Origin of the sequence: Neobacillus endophyticus (assembly GCF_013248975.1) — a bacterium.
GTDB classification, from domain to species: Bacteria; Bacillota; Bacilli; order Bacillales; family Cytobacillaceae; genus Neobacillus; species Neobacillus endophyticus.
Genome location: NZ_JABRWH010000001.1, coordinates 1,295,279 through 1,312,310 on the forward strand (window position 1 = coordinate 1,295,279; position 17,032 = coordinate 1,312,310).

General features: G+C 38.4%; 20 protein-coding genes and 2 pseudogenes. 5 read left to right on the forward strand and 17 right to left on the reverse strand.

All coding sequences use genetic code 11. The features are described from left to right. Positions 1 to 60: 60 nt before the first annotated feature. From HPT25_RS06265 to HPT25_RS06280, 4 genes are all read right to left on the reverse strand, one after another. Complete coding sequence (locus tag HPT25_RS06265) at positions 61 to 645, reverse strand: TetR/AcrR family transcriptional regulator (protein ID WP_173061513.1); 585 nt, start codon at positions 643 to 645, stop codon at positions 61 to 63. Between the two features lie 113 nt (positions 646 to 758). Further along, positions 759 to 1,679, reverse strand: coding sequence for a DMT family transporter (locus tag HPT25_RS06270; RefSeq protein ID WP_173061516.1), 921 nt, complete (start codon positions 1,677 to 1,679; stop codon positions 759 to 761). Then, positions 1,669 to 2,067, reverse strand: a complete 399-nt coding sequence (locus HPT25_RS06275; RefSeq protein WP_173061519.1) for a MerR family transcriptional regulator — start codon at positions 2,065 to 2,067, stop codon at positions 1,669 to 1,671. The genes HPT25_RS06270 and HPT25_RS06275 overlap by 11 nt, the downstream gene beginning before the upstream one ends. Positions 2,068 to 2,269: 202 nt before the next feature. After that, on the reverse strand, positions 2,270 to 2,446 hold the full coding sequence (locus HPT25_RS06280) for a hypothetical protein (RefSeq protein ID WP_173061522.1): 177 nt from the start codon (positions 2,444 to 2,446) through the stop codon (positions 2,270 to 2,272). A gap of 449 nt (positions 2,447 to 2,895) precedes the next feature. On the opposite strand from HPT25_RS06280, the gene HPT25_RS06285 reads away from it, so the two are divergent. Then, the gene (locus tag HPT25_RS06285; RefSeq protein WP_173061525.1) at positions 2,896 to 3,114 is read left to right on the forward strand and encodes a hypothetical protein; all 219 of its coding nucleotides are present in this window, start codon (positions 2,896 to 2,898) and stop codon (positions 3,112 to 3,114) included. Positions 3,115 to 3,418: 304 nt separating this feature from the next. On the opposite strand, the gene HPT25_RS06290 is transcribed toward HPT25_RS06285, so the two are convergent. The 7 genes from HPT25_RS06290 to HPT25_RS06320 form a co-directional block, all read right to left on the reverse strand. Next, positions 3,419 to 3,892, reverse strand: coding sequence for a DinB family protein (locus HPT25_RS06290; protein ID WP_173061528.1), 474 nt, complete (start codon positions 3,890 to 3,892; stop codon positions 3,419 to 3,421). A 133-nt stretch (positions 3,893 to 4,025) separates the two neighbouring features. Next, a complete protein-coding gene (locus HPT25_RS06295; protein ID WP_173061531.1) occupies positions 4,026 to 4,496 on the reverse strand; it encodes a DinB family protein in 471 nt (156 codons plus the stop codon). A gap of 230 nt (positions 4,497 to 4,726) precedes the next feature. Then, positions 4,727 to 5,152 carry a 3-hydroxyacyl-ACP dehydratase FabZ gene (fabZ, locus tag HPT25_RS06300; protein WP_173070938.1) on the reverse strand — a complete coding sequence of 142 codons (426 nt, stop codon included), beginning with the start codon at positions 5,150 to 5,152 and terminating at the stop codon, positions 4,727 to 4,729. A gap of 151 nt (positions 5,153 to 5,303) precedes the next feature. Further along, the gene (locus tag HPT25_RS06305; RefSeq protein ID WP_173061534.1) at positions 5,304 to 6,311 is read right to left on the reverse strand and encodes a ketoacyl-ACP synthase III; all 1,008 of its coding nucleotides are present in this window, start codon (positions 6,309 to 6,311) and stop codon (positions 5,304 to 5,306) included. 188 nt (positions 6,312 to 6,499) lie between these two features. Then, the gene (locus HPT25_RS06310) at positions 6,500 to 6,691 is read right to left on the reverse strand and encodes a hypothetical protein (RefSeq protein ID WP_173061537.1); all 192 of its coding nucleotides are present in this window, start codon (positions 6,689 to 6,691) and stop codon (positions 6,500 to 6,502) included. Between the two features lie 387 nt (positions 6,692 to 7,078). Beyond that, complete coding sequence (locus HPT25_RS06315; protein WP_281368170.1) at positions 7,079 to 7,963, reverse strand: patatin-like phospholipase family protein; 885 nt, start codon at positions 7,961 to 7,963, stop codon at positions 7,079 to 7,081. Next, a complete protein-coding gene (locus HPT25_RS06320; RefSeq protein WP_312857343.1) occupies positions 7,956 to 8,411 on the reverse strand; it encodes a MarR family winged helix-turn-helix transcriptional regulator in 456 nt (151 codons plus the stop codon). The genes HPT25_RS06315 and HPT25_RS06320 overlap by 8 nt, the downstream gene beginning before the upstream one ends. Before the next feature lie 402 nt (positions 8,412 to 8,813). On the opposite strand from HPT25_RS06320, the gene HPT25_RS06325 reads away from it, so the two are divergent. Then, the gene (locus HPT25_RS06325; protein ID WP_173061546.1) at positions 8,814 to 9,458 is read left to right on the forward strand and encodes a TMEM175 family protein; all 645 of its coding nucleotides are present in this window, start codon (positions 8,814 to 8,816) and stop codon (positions 9,456 to 9,458) included. A gap of 205 nt (positions 9,459 to 9,663) precedes the next feature. Here the strand turns inward: HPT25_RS06325 and HPT25_RS06330 are convergent. Next, a pseudogene (locus HPT25_RS06330) lies at positions 9,664 to 9,762 on the reverse strand (amino-acid racemase); the annotation flags it as partial. 104 nt (positions 9,763 to 9,866) lie between these two features. Between HPT25_RS06330 and HPT25_RS06335 the strand changes: the two are divergent. Next, positions 9,867 to 10,406 (forward strand): hypothetical protein, encoded by a 540-nt coding sequence (locus HPT25_RS06335; protein ID WP_173061549.1) that lies wholly within the window; start codon positions 9,867 to 9,869, stop codon positions 10,404 to 10,406. A gap of 228 nt (positions 10,407 to 10,634) precedes the next feature. Here HPT25_RS06335 and lepB read toward each other — a convergent pair whose 3' ends face one another. The 3 genes from lepB to HPT25_RS06350 all read right to left on the reverse strand — a co-directional run bounded on the left by lepB (position 10,635) and on the right by HPT25_RS06350 (position 13,399). After that, a complete protein-coding gene (gene lepB, locus HPT25_RS06340) occupies positions 10,635 to 11,240 on the reverse strand; it encodes a signal peptidase I (RefSeq protein ID WP_173061552.1) in 606 nt (201 codons plus the stop codon). A 375-nt stretch (positions 11,241 to 11,615) separates the two neighbouring features. Next, on the reverse strand, positions 11,616 to 12,722 hold the full coding sequence (locus HPT25_RS06345; protein ID WP_173061555.1) for a sensor histidine kinase: 1,107 nt from the start codon (positions 12,720 to 12,722) through the stop codon (positions 11,616 to 11,618). After that, positions 12,719 to 13,399: a response regulator transcription factor gene (locus tag HPT25_RS06350; RefSeq protein ID WP_173061558.1), complete on the reverse strand. Its 681-nt coding sequence runs from the start codon at positions 13,397 to 13,399 to the stop codon at positions 12,719 to 12,721. The genes HPT25_RS06345 and HPT25_RS06350 overlap by 4 nt, the downstream gene beginning before the upstream one ends. Positions 13,400 to 13,696: 297 nt before the next feature. Here HPT25_RS06350 and HPT25_RS06355 point away from each other — a divergent pair, with 297 nt between their 5' ends. After that, positions 13,697 to 14,077 (forward strand): hypothetical protein, encoded by a 381-nt coding sequence (locus tag HPT25_RS06355; protein ID WP_173061561.1) that lies wholly within the window; start codon positions 13,697 to 13,699, stop codon positions 14,075 to 14,077. 330 nt (positions 14,078 to 14,407) lie between these two features. On the opposite strand, the pseudogene HPT25_RS06360 reads toward HPT25_RS06355, so the two are convergent. Continuing rightward, positions 14,408 to 14,629, reverse strand: a pseudogene (locus tag HPT25_RS06360) (AraC family transcriptional regulator); the annotation flags it as partial. A 209-nt stretch (positions 14,630 to 14,838) separates the two neighbouring features. Between HPT25_RS06360 and HPT25_RS06365 the strand changes: the two are divergent. Further along, complete coding sequence (locus HPT25_RS06365) at positions 14,839 to 15,591, forward strand: polysaccharide deacetylase family protein (RefSeq protein ID WP_173061567.1); 753 nt, start codon at positions 14,839 to 14,841, stop codon at positions 15,589 to 15,591. Between the two features lie 263 nt (positions 15,592 to 15,854). Here the strand turns inward: HPT25_RS06365 and HPT25_RS06370 are convergent, their stop codons facing one another. Further along, positions 15,855 to 16,679, reverse strand: a complete 825-nt coding sequence (locus tag HPT25_RS06370; RefSeq protein WP_173061570.1) for an MBL fold metallo-hydrolase — start codon at positions 16,677 to 16,679, stop codon at positions 15,855 to 15,857. Positions 16,680 to 17,032 lie beyond the last annotated feature (353 nt).

The window sequence follows — 17,032 nt, forward strand, 5'->3', positions numbered from 1 at the left end:
GTTTTCATAAAAGTCCTCCTTTAAAAGTAAGTGCATACTTACATACGTAGCAAAAAACTACTAGGGTGTTAATCCCCTAGTAAATAGAAAGATACTGTGTTTTATAAAATCGTCTTTTGAACTGGAAATGACACTGTCACCAAACCGGCATTTAGAAAGAAAGTAGCCAAAATTCATCCAGATAAAATTCATCACTTGAAAATCTACGTCAATATCAATTAGCTTGCCCCTTCTGCTCATCTCTGTAAAGTATGAAACCATCGTTTCCTTTAATTGTTTTGAAATTTGCACTATGATCTCATTAAGCTCGGGAAACATTTCAGCCTCTCTCACACCGATTAGAACTAAGTCACTGATTTTTTCCATATACGATAGGTAATCCTCTGCGATTACCCGCAAATCATGCTCCAGATCCCACGTCATTTCTTCATGAATAATTTTTTCCAGCATCGGCTGATAGGATATGGATTGAAGCGCTGCTTCCATAAGGCCCTTTTTATTTCCAAAGTGACGGAAAATGGTTAACTCATTCACACCTGCCCTTTCTGCAACTGCACGTGTCGTAGCTCCTTTGTACCCACAGTCCCGAAATAATTCAATAAACGCTTTAATAATTCGATCCGGCGTACTTCTGATCTCACTCATAAAAATCCAACTTTCCACAATGAATGCAAGCAATTACTTACATGACTTAGAATAATCTGCAATAACCAAAAAGTCAATGGCCATATAACGATTATTTTTGGAAATTTTCTTCGTTAACCTTTAGTTGTACTTTGCGATAAAAGGGTGTGATCTTTTTTCAATTTCAAAATACCTGTTGATGTTAGCACTCCTAAGATTACCAGAATAGTTCCTAACACTTGAGCTATAGTAATGGCCGTTCCTGTTAGGATCGAAAGAATCATTGTTACTACCGGCACTAGGTTAAAGAATAAGGAGGTATTGCTTGCCCCGATCGTTTCCATACCTTTATTCCACCACAAATATCCCAAAACACTTGTAAAAATGGCCATGAACAAAATGGCTCCCCAAGCTGATACTGTCACTTTTGATAGCGGAGGACTTGGTAAAAAGGCTGATAATACAATAAGACAAACCGCACCAATGATCATGGTGTAAGTGGTTGTTTCCATAGAGGAGCTCTTGTGTAAATACTTTCTGCCCAATACGCCATACAATGCCCAGCATAAATTTCCGAATAAGATCAAGAGATCCCCCATCGACAGGGAAAGTGTTCTAATGATTTCCCACGACCCTTGAGTCAGAACCAAGATGACACCCGTAAGCGCAAATATAATGCCGAGCATTTGTCTTTTGGTGAGTGGGTTTTTAAGAATAAAATAAGCTAGTATGGTCGTAAGTAAAGGGTTTGTTGCCATAATTAATGCTCCATTCAAGGGCGAGGTATATTTTATTCCCGAAAAGAAAAATGAATTAAATCCGAATACCCCTATTATACCCAAGATCGCGTAAATTCCTCCGTATTCCCGTAAGATCCCCCATCGAATCTTCTTTTGTATACCTAAGATGAACACTAACACAGTTGCGGCAATCCCAAATCTCCACCCCGCTGCATTTGCCGCTGAAAAATAGTGAACAGCATATTTGGCCAAATTAAAAGTAGCACCTGTAAACACCGCAAACCCCAGTAACATGGCATAGGTTTTACCTCTCATTTTCATTCTCCTCCATCACTTCTTGGTAATATTCAAGCTTCTCCTTTGTTAGCTGAATGACCTTTTCAATTTCATTCCTTTGCTCCTGTAAGGTAAGTAAATGCTTTTGTAAAATGTCCATTCGTTTTTGTACCTTTGCACTTCTTTCTCGACCAGAATCGATCCAATCCATTAGACATCCATCCACCAAAAACTCTTGAATATCTTCTAAAGACATCCCTGTACTTTTCAGTGCCTTAATAAACCGAAGCAAACGAATGTCGCCTTCTGTATATCTTCGTTTCCCATTCAGTCTGAGCGGATCAGCCAGCAATCCAATTTTTTCGTAGTATCGAAGGGTATGAGAAGAAAATCCAGTTTCCCGCGCCACATCTGAAATACTGTACATATCATCGCCTCCATTTATTTACATCCTACAACCTAGAGCTAACTCTAAGTCAAGAAAGAAAAAATAAATTAATCGTTTGATTAAATCTTTTTTTGGTAACTTTCCAAACGTTGCTGGGGTCGCCTATAAAAAATAAGCGTTCAGTTTTCGTAATGAATTAACCTGTTCTTTTAGTTTTATTTTATTTAGAAAAAAACTATAGTTATTCAAATAACTTCGACAATAACATCGCGATAAACGGTCCAATGACTGTAAATCCAATAAATAATGCTACTATTTTCATAGGATTAGATAAGCTCTGTGGTTGATTTAATTCGTCTAATTTTTGATTAATTTTCTTTAATTCTAATAGGATTTCTTTTTTTAAGTCTTCTTGCATCCTTCATTCCTCCCGTTTATAACTCATACCATTATAATACATAAATGGATGTATATTTACATCCTTATTCAAACCCTCTCACTATGAAAAAGAGCGTTCCTGTTTTATTACAGAAGCGCTCCCAGCATTGATTATTTTAGATAAAAAGTCTTTATTATTTTGTGTTAAATACAAAAGACCCCGAATAAAATCGGGGTCTTTTGTAGTAGAATTTTCCATAAAAAATGAGATCGATTAATACTAGCATAAATTAACTTTGTTGAAAACCCCTTGTAATAAAAATGGGAACTCTGGTCTATTGTTAGCTAATGGCTCTCCCTTTCACTAATTTTTCACTTATCACAGCTACATTTAAATGTATAAAATAGTTTCTTAAACTAGCTTTTCCATTGAAACTTCACAAAAATTTGATGGCAATTCATCATGTCTACGATAAGGAGGATGCGAAAATGATCATATATAAAGTATACGATTTGCAGGATTACGAGGATAGTTGGGCTACCATAAATCTTGAAACGGTCCGCCATTTTCTATTGGACCTTTGGGTGGACTTGAAGGATGACGATCCCTATAAAAAAGAAATTAAAGCCGCCAATGTGGCGCAGCTTTTAGAAATGTTAGAGGGATGCGATTACTTTTTAGAAGTTTTGCCTAGAGGGGGAGGTTAAGTTATTAAGGTGCTGATTGGCTCTTTCAGACAGCTTCATCTAAGAATCTGGGGGGCCTATCCGCATCCTTTAGTTTGCTATTTTCCATACTCGCTCTGGCCCAGTTTCTGCCGAGGGCTGGCGGATTTCCGCCAACTTCACTCATTTTTCCGCCAAACTCAGGATCTTTTCCGCCAACCCCTTTTAAAAAAATCCAGCGGTCATTTGTTTAGTGTTATAAAATCAAAAAGCTGCCTTTACCAGGCAGCTAGAACTTAATTTCTCGGCAACTTATTACCAAAACGGTATATCATTCTTGACATCGTTAGGATAACAGAACCTTATAAAGTTTTATGATAGCTAAATGCATCCCCTCATGGTATAAGTTAAAGCTAAGAAATTGTTCAGGAGTTTCAAGCGTGATTCCTGCAGACGTAGTATAGGGAGGAACTATTTTTTCCTCGAGTCGGTTTGCAATTGCTTCATGAATCCGATCTTTCTGTTCTTTTAGCAAAGTCTCTAATTCATGTAAAGTCGGGACACGAACCGAGGCTGGATATGATAAAGGAGAAGTCCCATATTCAAATAGTTCCTTGAACCCTTCCGGCAAATGTTGTGGAAAACCCATGTATTGAAATGCAAACCGTTCTAGTACGACATAGATATGCCCCAGATTCCATCGGATCGTATTTCGGAACCCTTTTGGGATTCGATCTGCGATTTCTTCTGTTACACCCTCTATCTGCTTTAATGTTTGTTCTCTAACAAATTCCATCTGCTTGAATAGATAGTGTTCCATTATGCTCACCCCTAAATCCTTTACGAAATGTATAATAAAAAAATTACCTTGCTAAAAGAGAAGTTTTAGCAACTATCTCTTCAAGTCAAGGAGTCTCCCCAAAGATTCAAAGATTCACAGGACGATATTTTCGTTAGGAGACTGTAGTGTTTTTAACCTCCTGAAATATCTGTTGTAAATGATGCCTCATATGTTGCAGATAATCTTCGATCAACCATTCAAGTGTTACACGATTACCGTTGGGTAAAATACAGGTTTGAGCAATTTTGTCTTTTGGCAAGTTGGAAATCACTCGAATAATTGAACGATTTAGGCTTGCCCAAAGGATTATTACTTCATCAATGGCTGTATCCGAATAGTGTTGTGATGTAACCCATACGTCCTGGTTATACGGAAAAATGCTTAAAGGTTCTGGTAGATACTGAACTTGGATAAAGCGGGTTAGGTTATTGATCGCTGAGTCACATAAATGACCGAGAATTTGAACTCTTGACCACTTCCCCTTTGCACGAGGTCTTATCATCTCCTCTTGGGAAAATTCTTTTAGTTTCTCAGGGACGGATTTCAGTAAATCCTTTAATTGTGCCGCAACGGTTAAAACCATGTTATCGCTTCCTTTCTCCTGCACCCTCATTAATCAGGAACGAGTATATTCCTTCGCCATAAAATAATTTATTTAATCCTGACTAGATTCATTCGATATAAAATGCATTTCTCCTTCAAAGAGTTGAAATAGGTACAGGAATGCAAATCTAAATCCTAAGTTTTTAGGGTGTCTTGTATATCTAACCCATTCTTTGCTGTACCATAAACATGTTGGCATCCTCACTCACATTAGTTGCCAAATGCAAATACTAGATCTGTTTCACAAACTAGTTCTCCATCCACTGTAACGGTACCTTTTCCTTTCCCGACTATACCTTTTACGCGTGTAATTTCAACTTCTAGAATGAGTTGATCCCCAGGCTTTATTTGTTTTTTGAATCGGCAATGATCAATGCCAGCTAAAAGTCCTAATCGTCCTTTATTTTCTTTCATTTTTAGCATGACAATAGCACTTACCTGTGCTAAAGCTTCAACAACCAATACCCCCTGCATAATTGGATCATTTGGAAAGTGACCATTGAAAAAATGCTCGCTTCCCGTCACATTCTTAACAGCAACTGCTCGTTTCCCTTCCTCTAATTCCAAAACTTCATCCACTAAAAGAAATGGATAACGATGTCTAATAACATCCTTAATTTCTTGGATTTCTACCATCATTCAATCCTCCGTAATTTGCGTGCTTTTCCCTTCAGTTCATCACTTGGTGCTGCCCGCTCAACCATACTGCCAGTTATCGGAAAAAAAGCTGCAATTTTTACAGCTTTTTTTCCTTATCTAACTATGGTCACGGAGATTCAGCTTGTCATCACAATGGTTTTGGAGCATTGACAGGTTCGTCAAAATTCATTTCTAAAAGCTGGCCCGCTTGAACCAAACCTGCCCCAAACCCGTACATCAGAACGACATCTCCATTTTCAACTTTTCCCTCACGAATTCCAAGGTCTAATGCCAAAGGAATTGTTGCGGCCGAAGTATTCCCGAATTTAACCAAGCTGTACAATGTTTTTTCTAATGGGAAGTCTATTTTCTCGCAGATTGGCTCTATTAAACGTAAGTTAGCGCTATGCGGTATAAACCAATCTACATTACGCAAACTCGTCTGTGTTTTTTCTAACATTTTACTAATATTTTCAGGAATGCTCCTCGCAACCCACCTGAAGACTTCCCTTCCATTTTGCACGAGACATTGCGTATCGATTAACTCGATCCCATTGACCTTCTTTGATAATCCAGTTCGATATACATGCTGTGCTCCACCTCCATCACTTTCTAAATGAAAACCGATGAAACTTTTGGATTGTTCATCTCTTTCAACCAACACAGCTCCGGCACCATCACCAAATAAAACACAGGTGCTGCGGTCCGTATAATCCGTTATCTTTGATAGGGTTTCTGCACCGATCACCAGAATCTTTCTATGCAATCCGGAAGCAATATAAGCATTTGCTGTATGCAAGGCATATACAAACCCTGCACAGGCTGCACTAATATCGATTGCGCCTGTTTGTTCGATATTTAAACGGGCTTGGATGATACTTGCAACTGAGGGAAAGGGAAAATCAGGCGTACTGGTTGCCACAATGATCATGTCTACATCTTCAACTTTTTTATCATATCTATGTATTAAGTCCTTTACAGCAGCTACACATAAATCACTGGTGAATTCCTCTGGCTGACTAATTCTGCGTTCTTGGATTCCTGTTCTTTGCATAATCCATTCATTATTGGTTTCAACCATTTGTTCAAGATCAAAATTTGTTAACTTCTTTTCGGGTACATATGTCCCAATTGCGGTTATTCTTGCACCTATCATATACTCCACCTCAACTTATTAGTAGTTGGTTTTAGTACCTGGTGCCAATCATAACATATCTTACAGAAAAAACCAATTATTTTTTCCTTTTTATGTATTTTTCACAACTACTAAATGTTTGCAATAGATGCAAAAAAAGATCCCTTTCACTTGTGAGAGGGATCTTCTGTCTTTAGGCTATCTGAAGTTTAGTAATCTATTGATTTCTTAGAATCTATCGCGACCTCTGGTATTTCGGCGTCGTGTATTCCGTTGTCTAGTGTTTCGACGTCTCGTGTTACGTTGTCTAGTATTACGACGTCGATCGCCGCGATTTCCATCAGGATCTCCATTGGGATCTCCATCGGGATCTCTGTCCCAATCTCTACAGCGATCACCAAACATCAAATCATCCCAAAAATCCATTATGATTCACCTCCTAAACTTTTATACATTATAGTATTCAAAAACTAGAAACCTAGCTTGGACTTCTATTTATATCAAAGTTTTCAATCAGTTAAACGGGCAAAAAAGATCTTCTATCTCTTTGTTTACATTCACAAAAAGATAAAAGATACACAGGATGAAAGGGAAATTGTAAAATCCTTCTTGTAATAAACCAGCCGATAGTAACTACTCAGTTATTTCATAATCGGACGCGATTCTGGAGCATGGAGGGCAGTTTTGCAGGAGAAGGGTTTTCTTAGCCAAAAATAAAACAGACTACATTATGGGAATAATTCCCACGATATAGTCTGTTCTTTTCTCATTAAATGTACTTTATCAACCTACGATTGATTCCAAAACTGGGCAATTCGTTCAGCATCTTCGTGCCCTTGTTCTCGACCACAAGCTGCAATTACAGGGCGTATTTGGGGATCAACTGGGTTTCCTCCAAGTTGTTGTAGTGCCGCATAAGTCTTTTTATTAGGTTTAACTAATTCAACTTTAGAACCAGATTCCTGCAAACGACGGATTTGGTCTTCAAGCTTGAAAGGAGTTTTTACAGGAAGCCCCACTGATAAAATCAGAACTTTGCTCGCCCCTTCAGCTATATCAGCATTCTCCATCGAATGAGCTCCACCATCGAAATACTGACGAGAACCGATCGTAGTAGGCGGCCATACACCAGGGAGAGAAGAACTTGCAGAAACAGCTCGAAGTAATTCTATACCCGAGTTCGATTCCCAAACTACTCTTTGAGAAGTAGTGAGATCTATAGCCGTAATACGCAAAGACTGCGCCCATTGAAGGTCACCTATCTTAGTTCTAATTCTAGAGAACTGTTCATTCTCTGTCATAGTCTTTGATTCAGTGGCTAACTTTCCAAGCCTTTGAATCCACTCTTCAGGTGTCTTGGAGGAAGCAGCAATTTCATCATACTCGACAAACAGCGAACCAAGACTCCCCGAAGGACTCTTTTCCGCCGGCTTTGGATAAACAAGTCTTTCCCAGATATCATCCCACGGCATTCTTGAGGAGATTACCGCCCCAACTTGGGATCCCGCTGATGTCCCTACGACCAAATCGGCAAGACGTGTATCAATTCCTCTATCAGCAAGACCCGCCAAGTAACCTGTTTCCCAACCAATCCCCATACTTCCTCCTCCTCCCAACACGAGAGCAGTTGTCAGAAGGTTTTGTTGATGGCTTGTTTTTAATACATCATTCATTATTATGCTCCTTTGAAAGGATAATTTCTTTCATCCTATTTTCACATTTTTTAAGCAAATCAAATAATTGGTCGCTTTCTTCTGAGGTTAGAACATCAAACGGGCTTATTGTAAGTGGTGGGACGGAAGAATTAACTCTTTTTAAAACTTCTTTACCCTTTTCTGAAATTAGTATTTTATGATATCTTGCATTTTTTTCATTTTTCTTTCGATAAATCCAATCTTTCTTTTCAAGGTTTTTAATGATAACCGAAGCAGTTGGACGGTCGCAATGCAAATAGTCCGCTATTTCATTTGGTGATAGGAATTCATTTTTATTAAGCTCTGTTAATAATGCCATTTGTTGAATTGTAATATCATAAATAATTAATCTTTTTTGGTTATATCTTCTCCACTCTAGAAAAAGCCACGATATTTTTTCTGTTAGAATGCCGGAACTTTTAATTATATTCGCCTCCTGACCATAATTAGAATTCTAACTATATTATATTTGTTATTTGACATTTTGTCACGGCTATTAACATTATTGAAAAAAGCCCTTCTATGCGGTATTAACCCAGTTCTTGCCCAAGAGGATTGAATTAAACTTAATTACACTAACAACTTTATCCTTTGTCTAATGTACAGACTTCTTGTACTAACTGGTGCGATATTTCAACAAACCATGATTGATTTTGAACTAAACACATATTTCGTTTTTCCATTAAAGGACGCTTTCCTGTCATAAGGATCAGTGCTTAATTTCATTTTAGGCCCATATTCTTTTATAGGAGGTAAATGAATGAAAGTAACTGACTTTAAGCCTCCTCTTTAAGGTGAAGTATACCTGTATAAAGAAAAGGGGGGAGCTTTGATTAAAAGGGAGCATGGCATATATTCATCAGAACGAATGGTCACTTACGTCGATGCGATATTTGCGATCGCGTTAACGCTGCTCGTTATTGAAATCAAAATTCCGGAGCACGCGGACGGAGACAATCTGATCATGACGTTATGGCAAGAGTGGCCTAAGTTTATTAGTTTTTTAATCAGCTTTATGATTATTTCAGTCGTCTGGTTCAATCATCACACGATGTTCCATTACATTAAAAAAATCGATCACACTCTCATCCTCATGAATACGATTTTAATGCTGAATGTCATTGCAATTCCATTCTGCTCCTCGATTCTTGGAGAGTATGCCGATGCGGTTGGTGAGAATTCCAAAGTCGCAGCGCTAATTTATGGCGGTTGGATAACGCTGGGCGGAATACCTTTTAATTTCATATGGAGTTACGCGCTAAAACATAAAGAATTATTACATGACGGATGCGACATGGACGATTTAATCAATATGAAAAAGCACTTTATTCGGGGACCCTATATTTATTTATTTGTCACTTTGTTGGCCTTGCTGAATGCTTGGGTTAGTGTAGTTGGTTTTGCTTTTCTCATTATCCTGTACTTCTTGCCTGCTACGTTTTGGATTAGGAAAGAAAAGAGGAACCCTCTATAAAAAATGAAACATGAAGGAGTAATGAACAGATGAAACTGCAGGAAGAGATCATCGGGACCGTTCAGGAAAAATACAGGACGGCTCTACGAAAGGCAGCCTTTATATGGTTTTGAAAAAGATGAGAAAGTTGTTGGCTTTCTGGTCTTCAATCGTTATGAAAAAGACCGTTTAAATCAAACTGGGTTAATGGGGATGGGGATCAGTGATCATTTTTTGCCCCATAGATCTTTTGGCACTCATCTACTACTTTATCTACAAATGGTCCCGTGGATTTCGGCCCCATTCCTGCTAGTATCCCTATCATGAGATCCCCCCATTTAAATAATGGTAAAGTTAGAACCTTCTAACTTTATTCTAGATCTACTTACCTTCCAAATGTTCTATAATGAAATGAAGGAGTGATGGTTTTTGCTGATTAAGATGCAAAGGAAGGATTTTGATGTGTTAAAACGTTCCAACTTAAGTCAGGGATGCTTTGAACCCTTGATTAAGATTTATAAAAAACGCGTGGCTGATCAAGCATCATTTTGTATTACTCATGTGAAAGAGCAATTTTACAAGGAGCTGACGGATGGCCAGCGAGCATTATTCATGTTTTATGCGTATTATAACCACGCAAGTAAATCTGTCCAGGAATGCTATTGGTGGAGTGCCTTTTTCTTCGCTCAGCCCAAAAGCTGGTCAGCTATTAAATCCAGTTCATGGTATTTTGATGATCACGCCTTGTTTCTGCTGCTGGAAAAACTGGAACAAGAACTGATCTGCCATCATCATCCCACAACCTTAGAAAGCTTTTCCGTTAAACGAGAAGATCTAGACCTGAATAAAGAGCTCCAATCATCATTCGAATCGCTCTATATAGAGCTTGGTAAAACTTTTTCAAAATCGCTTAAAAAAATCAATATGATTATAGATCAAAAGTATGAGGAATTTATCGAATTCATTTAAAATCATGACAGCATCTGAACATGATGCTGTTTCTTTGTGTTTTGATCAAGATTTTCCCTTCATAATGACGGCTGTCCATGAATGTATGAGCTTCCGCTGCCTCACTTAAATAGACCACACAATAAACTAAATTATACCAATTTTACAACAAAGAGGAAATGATGGATTGCGAAAAAAGGACATTACCAGTATTATGGTAATGCCCTCTATTTCCTTATGACTCTATGTTTAGGCAATGCTTTTATTTTCGTTCGATTTATTTTTCTTGCTTGGGATGAATCCCCAAATAAATAAACCGAAAATGCCAAGATAGATTAAATACATCCACCAGGTTGGCTTAGGGAAGATCTCTGCAATCACTTCCCCTTTAATCTGGGAGTACTTGAAAGGTCCGAAATAACGGCTGTCTTCGCTGATGTTTCGATTGTCTCCCATTACAAATATACGGCCCTGAGGAACGGTATATGCCTTATGCAATAAATCATACGGAGTGCTGTAAGGTTCGGTGTTGGCCATTTTTTCAAGAATATACGGCTCATTTACTACTTTTCCGTTACGGTATAGGCTGCCATTTTTAATTTCTAATGTATCACCAGGCAATCCAACAACCCGTTTAATAATTTTCATGGTGCCAACATCCACGATGACCACCTGATTATAGGTTGGCGGATGAAACTTGTTAGTGATATGTTCGTTTAACACCATTTCATTGTTCTGGAAGCTCGGAAGCATGGATTCTCCATCTACTTTATTGGTAGCAACCACCGATCGAATCCCGATGGTAAGCAAGATTAGTACGACGAGGAAAATAATCCAATCTTTATATTTCTTCATTAAATAACCCTCACTTTTTAATAGATTCATTCATATCTTCTACTTCATCTCATTTAGTTGTTTCGGGACCCTCCGGAACGGAAAAATAAAACAGCCCCTTATAGAAACGAATCCTAAATCAGAATACCATATAAATGTTACTTATTTATGAATTTTATTATACTAAATTTTCCCATTAGGAAAAGCACTCGTTTGCAGAAAAAAACTCGACTATTAAAAAAGTCGAGCAGCCTACTGGATCAACTCTATATTAATACTAAGTTATAAACTTTCTACCCACTCTATTTTATTCCATGTAAAAATAAAAAATCCTGCTTTTCTTAAATTTAGTAGAGCGCCAACTTTATTTCACAGATTCTGTCAGAATTCAACCAACTATAGCGAAGTATCGAACCCTTCTCTGCCTTGGCCGCCATCGCTTTTTGGAATGGTTACAGTCACCTCCGTACCCTCTCCCAGTTCGCTATGAATATGAATTTCTCCTTGATGGAGCTCGATAATTTTCTTAACAATGGACAGGCCGAGACCATTTCCGCCAAAGGTACGGTTACGGGATTTGTCCCCTTTATAAAATCGCTCAAAGGCATGCATTTGTGTTTCTTTATCCATGCCAATCCCTGTGTCCGTTATGATAATGGAAATATGCTCCTGATCTAGTTCAAAAAGGGCAACAGATATAGAGCCCTTTTCAGGTGTAAACTTAATGCTGTTGTAAATTAAATTGGTCCAGACCTGCTCCATCAGCTCTTCATCAGCAGAAACCATTAACCTTGGGAGATCCACATTCATTTCGATATCCTTTTCTACCCATTTCACTTCACATGCAAGGATAATACGACGAATTTGGTGATCCAGGCGATAGCTTTTTCGCTCAAAGGGCAGCTGATCGGATTCCAGTGTCGTCAGTTTCAACAGGTTTTCACTTAATTTTGAAAGACGCATGCATTCTGTTTCAATGATATGGAGATAATGGTTTCGCTCTTCCGGCCGTAGCTCCGCATTCTTTAATGCATGGGCAAACCCACTAATAGAGGTTAATGGTGATTGAATTTCGTGTGATACGTTGGAGATAAATTCCTGACGCATTTGTTCCGTTTCTCCCAGCTGCTCTGCTGCATGCTTAATACTTTGGACAATTTGGTAATAAGGATGGTTGGGGGAATCCATTTGTTTATTGTAAAAAGATAAGTCAATATTAAAATTCCCTTCAGCCATCATTTTCATGGCATCAATGATGGGCAGTAGAAATTTATTTTGTCTTTCTTCTATTATGCCCAACTTCGAAACTATGTACATCACTAATCCAAACAGAAAAAATCCCGCCAATGAATTGATCACCTGCTGGTAATAGGCACTTGGACTGTAGCCAATTCGGTTATAAAACCAGGCAGCCAAAACATACACTAAAGACCAGCATATCAGTAAAGCGAAGATTACCTCTGTGATCCATAATAGTCTTTTCATCCGATCGGATCGCTTCATTTAATAACCTCCAGTCGATAGCCAAGACCGCGGATGGTTGTGATTTTAAATGGGCAATCAGGTTGCGAAAAACGTTGACGAAGTCTTTTGATATGTACATCTACCGTTCGCTCATCCCCTTCATAATCAAAGCCCCAAATATCTTTAATTAATTGTTCCCTGGAAAAAGTTTTCCCTGGATGGGCCGCTAGTTTAAACAATAATTCAAATTCCTTTAGCGGCAGAGTCCTATCGTCAAATCCGTCATGCACTTTGTAGGAGGCACGATCAATGACCACATGGCCAAGCTCAATTTTATTTGAAAGTGTGATGTGGGCACGCTTAAGCAATGCCTTTACACGGGCCACTAACTCAGCTGCCGCAAATGGCTTGACCATATAATCATCTGTCCCCATGTCAAAGCCTTTGACCTTTTGGTTTGTTTCCCCCTTTGCCGTTAACATTAAGATCGGCAGTGTTTCCGAATAATAGGTTCGTACTTCACGGCAAAATTCCCAGCCATCCATTTTTGGCATCATAATATCAAGAATAATTAAATCAACTTTTTCAGATTCCATTTTTACCAGTGCTTCTTCCCCGTCAGCTGCTTCAAGTGTAGACATCCCCTCAGCAGAAAGAAAGACGCCAATAAGTTCTCGAATATGAGGATCGTCATCTACGATTAATATATGAGCCATGACCTTTCCTCCCTTTTCTATAAGTTCAGAAATGAGTTAAGTTTATATCTTTTGTAATAAAGTTCTGCTTTTCCCTACCTGCAGTCATCTTTTCCTCTAATTCCAGTTTTCATCAACTTTTTCATTATATATCATGTTTATGAACTGTAGATGAACGGAAGAGAACATAATGCACCTTTAGCAATACCATTACCAAGTGTATTTTTTTCATCTTTTTACAATAAATTTACGGAAGGAAAATAAGAAATCAACAATTTAACAGTACAATGATAAAAACAGCTCATAAGGGGGATGCAAATGTTCCGCAGCAAAAAAATAAAAAAGGATGTTAGAAAACGATTAGACGAAAACATACTTGGAATTTTGGCGGTGTCGGAATTAAAAGACTGTACAAAAAAAGGCCACCTTTTGGTGACAGAAAGACATATCGTTTATACTGACGAAACAAAGTTCACAGCCATTCATCACTATGATATCCATTCCTTTGGGATCGACAGTGAAGAAGGAGAAAATAAATCCTTTTGTACCTTTTACATTAAATCGAAAAAAAACCATATTTGGTATGTAACAGAGTTTGCTTTCCCCTGTGAAAAGGCTAAAAAGTTTTTTTCCACCATTTCTAGCCTCCAATACTACCATGAACCCAGCACTGATTTACCTGTTTTTAATAGTCAATAAAGTAGTGCCGCGTTCCTTTGATTTCAATCGAAATGCATGCGAGCTTCCTTTCCTGTTGGTTTTCTTCTAAAAGGTGTTTGATATTCTTTGGAAATTGATCCAGGCTGGAAATTTCGTCCTGGCAACGGAGGTGAGACAATTCTTTTCATCCTTCTATTTATTTATTCATTCTGTCCCATTGGAGTTGTCTATTGCACAAAGCCATTTACCATGAGTTTTCCTGGATATGTGGGTGGCTCTTCTATCCATGGAACATTAAAGAATCAAAGTCCTCCCGCTTAATCGCAAGATCGCACTTCTTAATTAACTCTTTTAATTCATGTTCCATACTGCCTTATTTCCACAAATACCCAATATACTTTCAAGCCTACTCTTTGGGTTTTCCCACGACATATCTATTAACTTCTGCAAAAATCCTGTCTCACTTGCATTAGCCCAAATCGCAGGAATCGTTTGAAAAGCTTCACTCGTTCTTACCGGCTTACCTTTTCCGGCAATTCTTAGTTCAAAATCAATGTTCTCCAATCTGTAGTCCATTTTCAAACCTCCTTTCCTTTTACGGCCCTCTCTACTATCCATTAATTATATATTTTTAGTAATTTTTGGTAAACATTATTTTCTTTCAGTCCTGTAACTATAAAAAGCAGCGTAAATATCAGCTATTTAAAAATCATTTTAGCTTAAATTCTTACAGTTCCTTTAATATTTTATAAAAAACTTCATAAACTAAGTGAACTATTACTAAGGATTGTGTCGTCTTTATGAGAAAAATAGCATTTATTACACTTCTTTTGTTGATGTCATTTGTTAATACATCCGTGTCTGCAGCCAATCGCGAGGAACATGAAAAAACCGGACAGGTCATTTGGGAAGTAAAGACAAAGGAAAAACTGGTCGCTCTCACGTTTGACGACGGACCGCATCCTTTTATTACGCCGCAAATATTAGATATTCTTGCAAAATATCATGCAAAAGCTACTTTTTTTGTAACTGGGCTCAAAGCGGAACAATACCCTGAACTCATCAAGAGGGAAGTGGCTGAAGGACATGAAATTGCCAATCATACGTATGATCATATCCCGCACAATGAACTGTCGCCACGCATTTTATCGAAGGAAATTCAAAAGGCGGATACAGCCATTCAAAAAATTACCGGGGTAACACCATTCCTTTTCCGTCCTGTTGGCGGGCATTTCGATGACTGGGTCATTAAATCGGCTGTCAAACAACAGAAGACGGTGGTTTTATGGACATGGGGGCAGGATTCCCGGGATTGGAAGAACCCGCCTGCAAACAAAATATGCTCCTCCATTCTAAACGGAGTAAAGCCAGGGAATATCATCTTATTTCACGATTGGCATGGCGCTGAAACTTCTAAAAGGTGTACTACGACAGCGGCACTAACAAACATATTGGATTATCTGCAAAGAAACGGATACCAATGTGTCACCGTGTCAGACATGCTATTTCGGACGTCCCAAATCATACCGGATCTATCCGAACTTCACCCTTAAATGAGCGGCATTAAGCTCATTTGATGGTGCGGGATGTTGCATGGACTGTCGGGACCAGCCAAGTGCTCTTTATACACACTGGCCAGATTAGGGTTAACATATCTGGCCCATTTTGTTCTTTTTATACTTTCTGACAGTAACTATCCCTATATTCATGGTCAACTGTTAAAATCCTTCTTCCAAAGCAAAAAAGCGTTTCCACTTCAGAAACGCCTTTAAAGTCAGATGAGCAAGTCCCCTTCACGCTCTATTCATTCATAAAATTACGTTTCAAATAATTTACCTTCAAGTGCGGCAATATATCTTTCAGCTGATTTGTTTACAGCTTCATTCGCTTTTTCTTTTACCACACGATGGAATGCATTATATAACCTTTCAAATTTGAGTTCTCTAACTTTTTCCGCTATCTCGGCTACTTTCTTAGCCGGCAGCGGAATGAGGTTAGGATAGCTGTACATAAAACTCACCCAATGTGGGTCAGCTACTACCTGGATAATGTCACCAGTCAGAAGGATGCCATTGCCCGCTTGGTTATTCGCCCAGTGGAGGACCGTGCCCCCTTTAAAATGCCCCCCTAGACGATGAAGGGTAAGTCCCTCTGACAATGGAAGGTTTTCTCCAGTCCAAAATTTGATGTGCTCACTTGGCCGCGTTACCCATTGCTGATCATCTTCATGAATGTAAATAGGAACACCCAGTGCCTCCGCCCATTCCACTTGTGTTGAATAATAATGTGGGTGGGATAAAGCAATAGCCTGAACCCCTCCCAATCTCTTAATCTCGGTTAGCGTAATTTCATCCAGATAGGTAATACAATCCCACAGAATAGGAAACCCTTTATCCTGAACGAGATATGCCGTTTGACCGATAGCAAAATTAGGTTTAGTGGTAATACTGTATAAACCGTCTTCTTCTTGGAGAATTTCATTTTTATACTTCTTTTCTAGCAACATCTTTTCTAACGTTGTCCAGGATTGGCCCATTGGATTCACATATTGCCGTTCCTCTTGACAGATTAGGCATGTTGGAGGCGGCTCTTTTGATAAAGGAAATTGAATACCACAGGTAGAGCAAATGAATTTCTCCATATCCCCACTTCCTTATTAGAAAAATAGTCTTTCCCCTAAAATCTTTACTAGGACCTGCGAAACCAATTGTTTAAGTGAATATCTCTTCCACTTACACACGCCTGCTAAAATGAATTTAAAACAGATATGACTAAATTTTTTTGTGGGACATAAAATGAAAAGACGCTGAAGTTGTTTATTTTTTCCATGACCATTATACTTTTCAGTTTCTTTTATTATGTAAGTTTTTTAGCGCCACTTAATTGACAAGATTTTTGGATAGCAAATAGTTTGAGGATCGTATCAAGATTTTGAGGATATTTTACAAACACGATGTGATTTGAATCTTTCGTTTTTTTATTTTTGGTGTGGTA

Coding starts and splice junctions, on each gene's coding strand:
- HPT25_RS06265 (WP_173061513.1), bottom strand. CDS start 645: ATGAGTGAGATCAGAAGTACGCCGGATCGAATTATTAAAGCGTTTATT.
- HPT25_RS06270 (WP_173061516.1), bottom strand. CDS start 1,679: ATGAGAGGTAAAACCTATGCCATGTTACTGGGGTTTGCGGTGTTTACA.
- HPT25_RS06275 (WP_173061519.1), bottom strand. CDS start 2,067: ATGTACAGTATTTCAGATGTGGCGCGGGAAACTGGATTTTCTTCTCAT.
- HPT25_RS06280 (WP_173061522.1), bottom strand. CDS start 2,446: ATGCAAGAAGACTTAAAAAAAGAAATCCTATTAGAATTAAAGAAAATT.
- HPT25_RS06285 (WP_173061525.1), top strand. CDS start 2,896: ATGATCATATATAAAGTATACGATTTGCAGGATTACGAGGATAGTTGG.
- HPT25_RS06290 (WP_173061528.1), bottom strand. CDS start 3,892: ATGGAACACTATCTATTCAAGCAGATGGAATTTGTTAGAGAACAAACA.
- HPT25_RS06295 (WP_173061531.1), bottom strand. CDS start 4,496: ATGGTTTTAACCGTTGCGGCACAATTAAAGGATTTACTGAAATCCGTC.
- fabZ (WP_173070938.1), bottom strand. CDS start 5,152: ATGGTAGAAATCCAAGAAATTAAGGATGTTATTAGACATCGTTATCCA.
- HPT25_RS06305 (WP_173061534.1), bottom strand. CDS start 6,311: ATGATAGGTGCAAGAATAACCGCAATTGGGACATATGTACCCGAAAAG.
- HPT25_RS06315 (WP_281368170.1), bottom strand. CDS start 7,963: ATGAATGATGTATTAAAAACAAGCCATCAACAAAACCTTCTGACAACT.
- lepB (WP_173061552.1), bottom strand. CDS start 11,240: ATGAAGAAATATAAAGATTGGATTATTTTCCTCGTCGTACTAATCTTG.
- HPT25_RS06345 (WP_173061555.1), bottom strand. CDS start 12,722: ATGAAGCGATCCGATCGGATGAAAAGACTATTATGGATCACAGAGGTA.
- HPT25_RS06350 (WP_173061558.1), bottom strand. CDS start 13,399: ATGGCTCATATATTAATCGTAGATGACGATCCTCATATTCGAGAACTT.
- HPT25_RS06355 (WP_173061561.1), top strand. CDS start 13,697: ATGTTCCGCAGCAAAAAAATAAAAAAGGATGTTAGAAAACGATTAGAC.
- HPT25_RS06365 (WP_173061567.1), top strand. CDS start 14,839: ATGAGAAAAATAGCATTTATTACACTTCTTTTGTTGATGTCATTTGTT.
- HPT25_RS06370 (WP_173061570.1), bottom strand. CDS start 16,679: ATGGAGAAATTCATTTGCTCTACCTGTGGTATTCAATTTCCTTTATCA.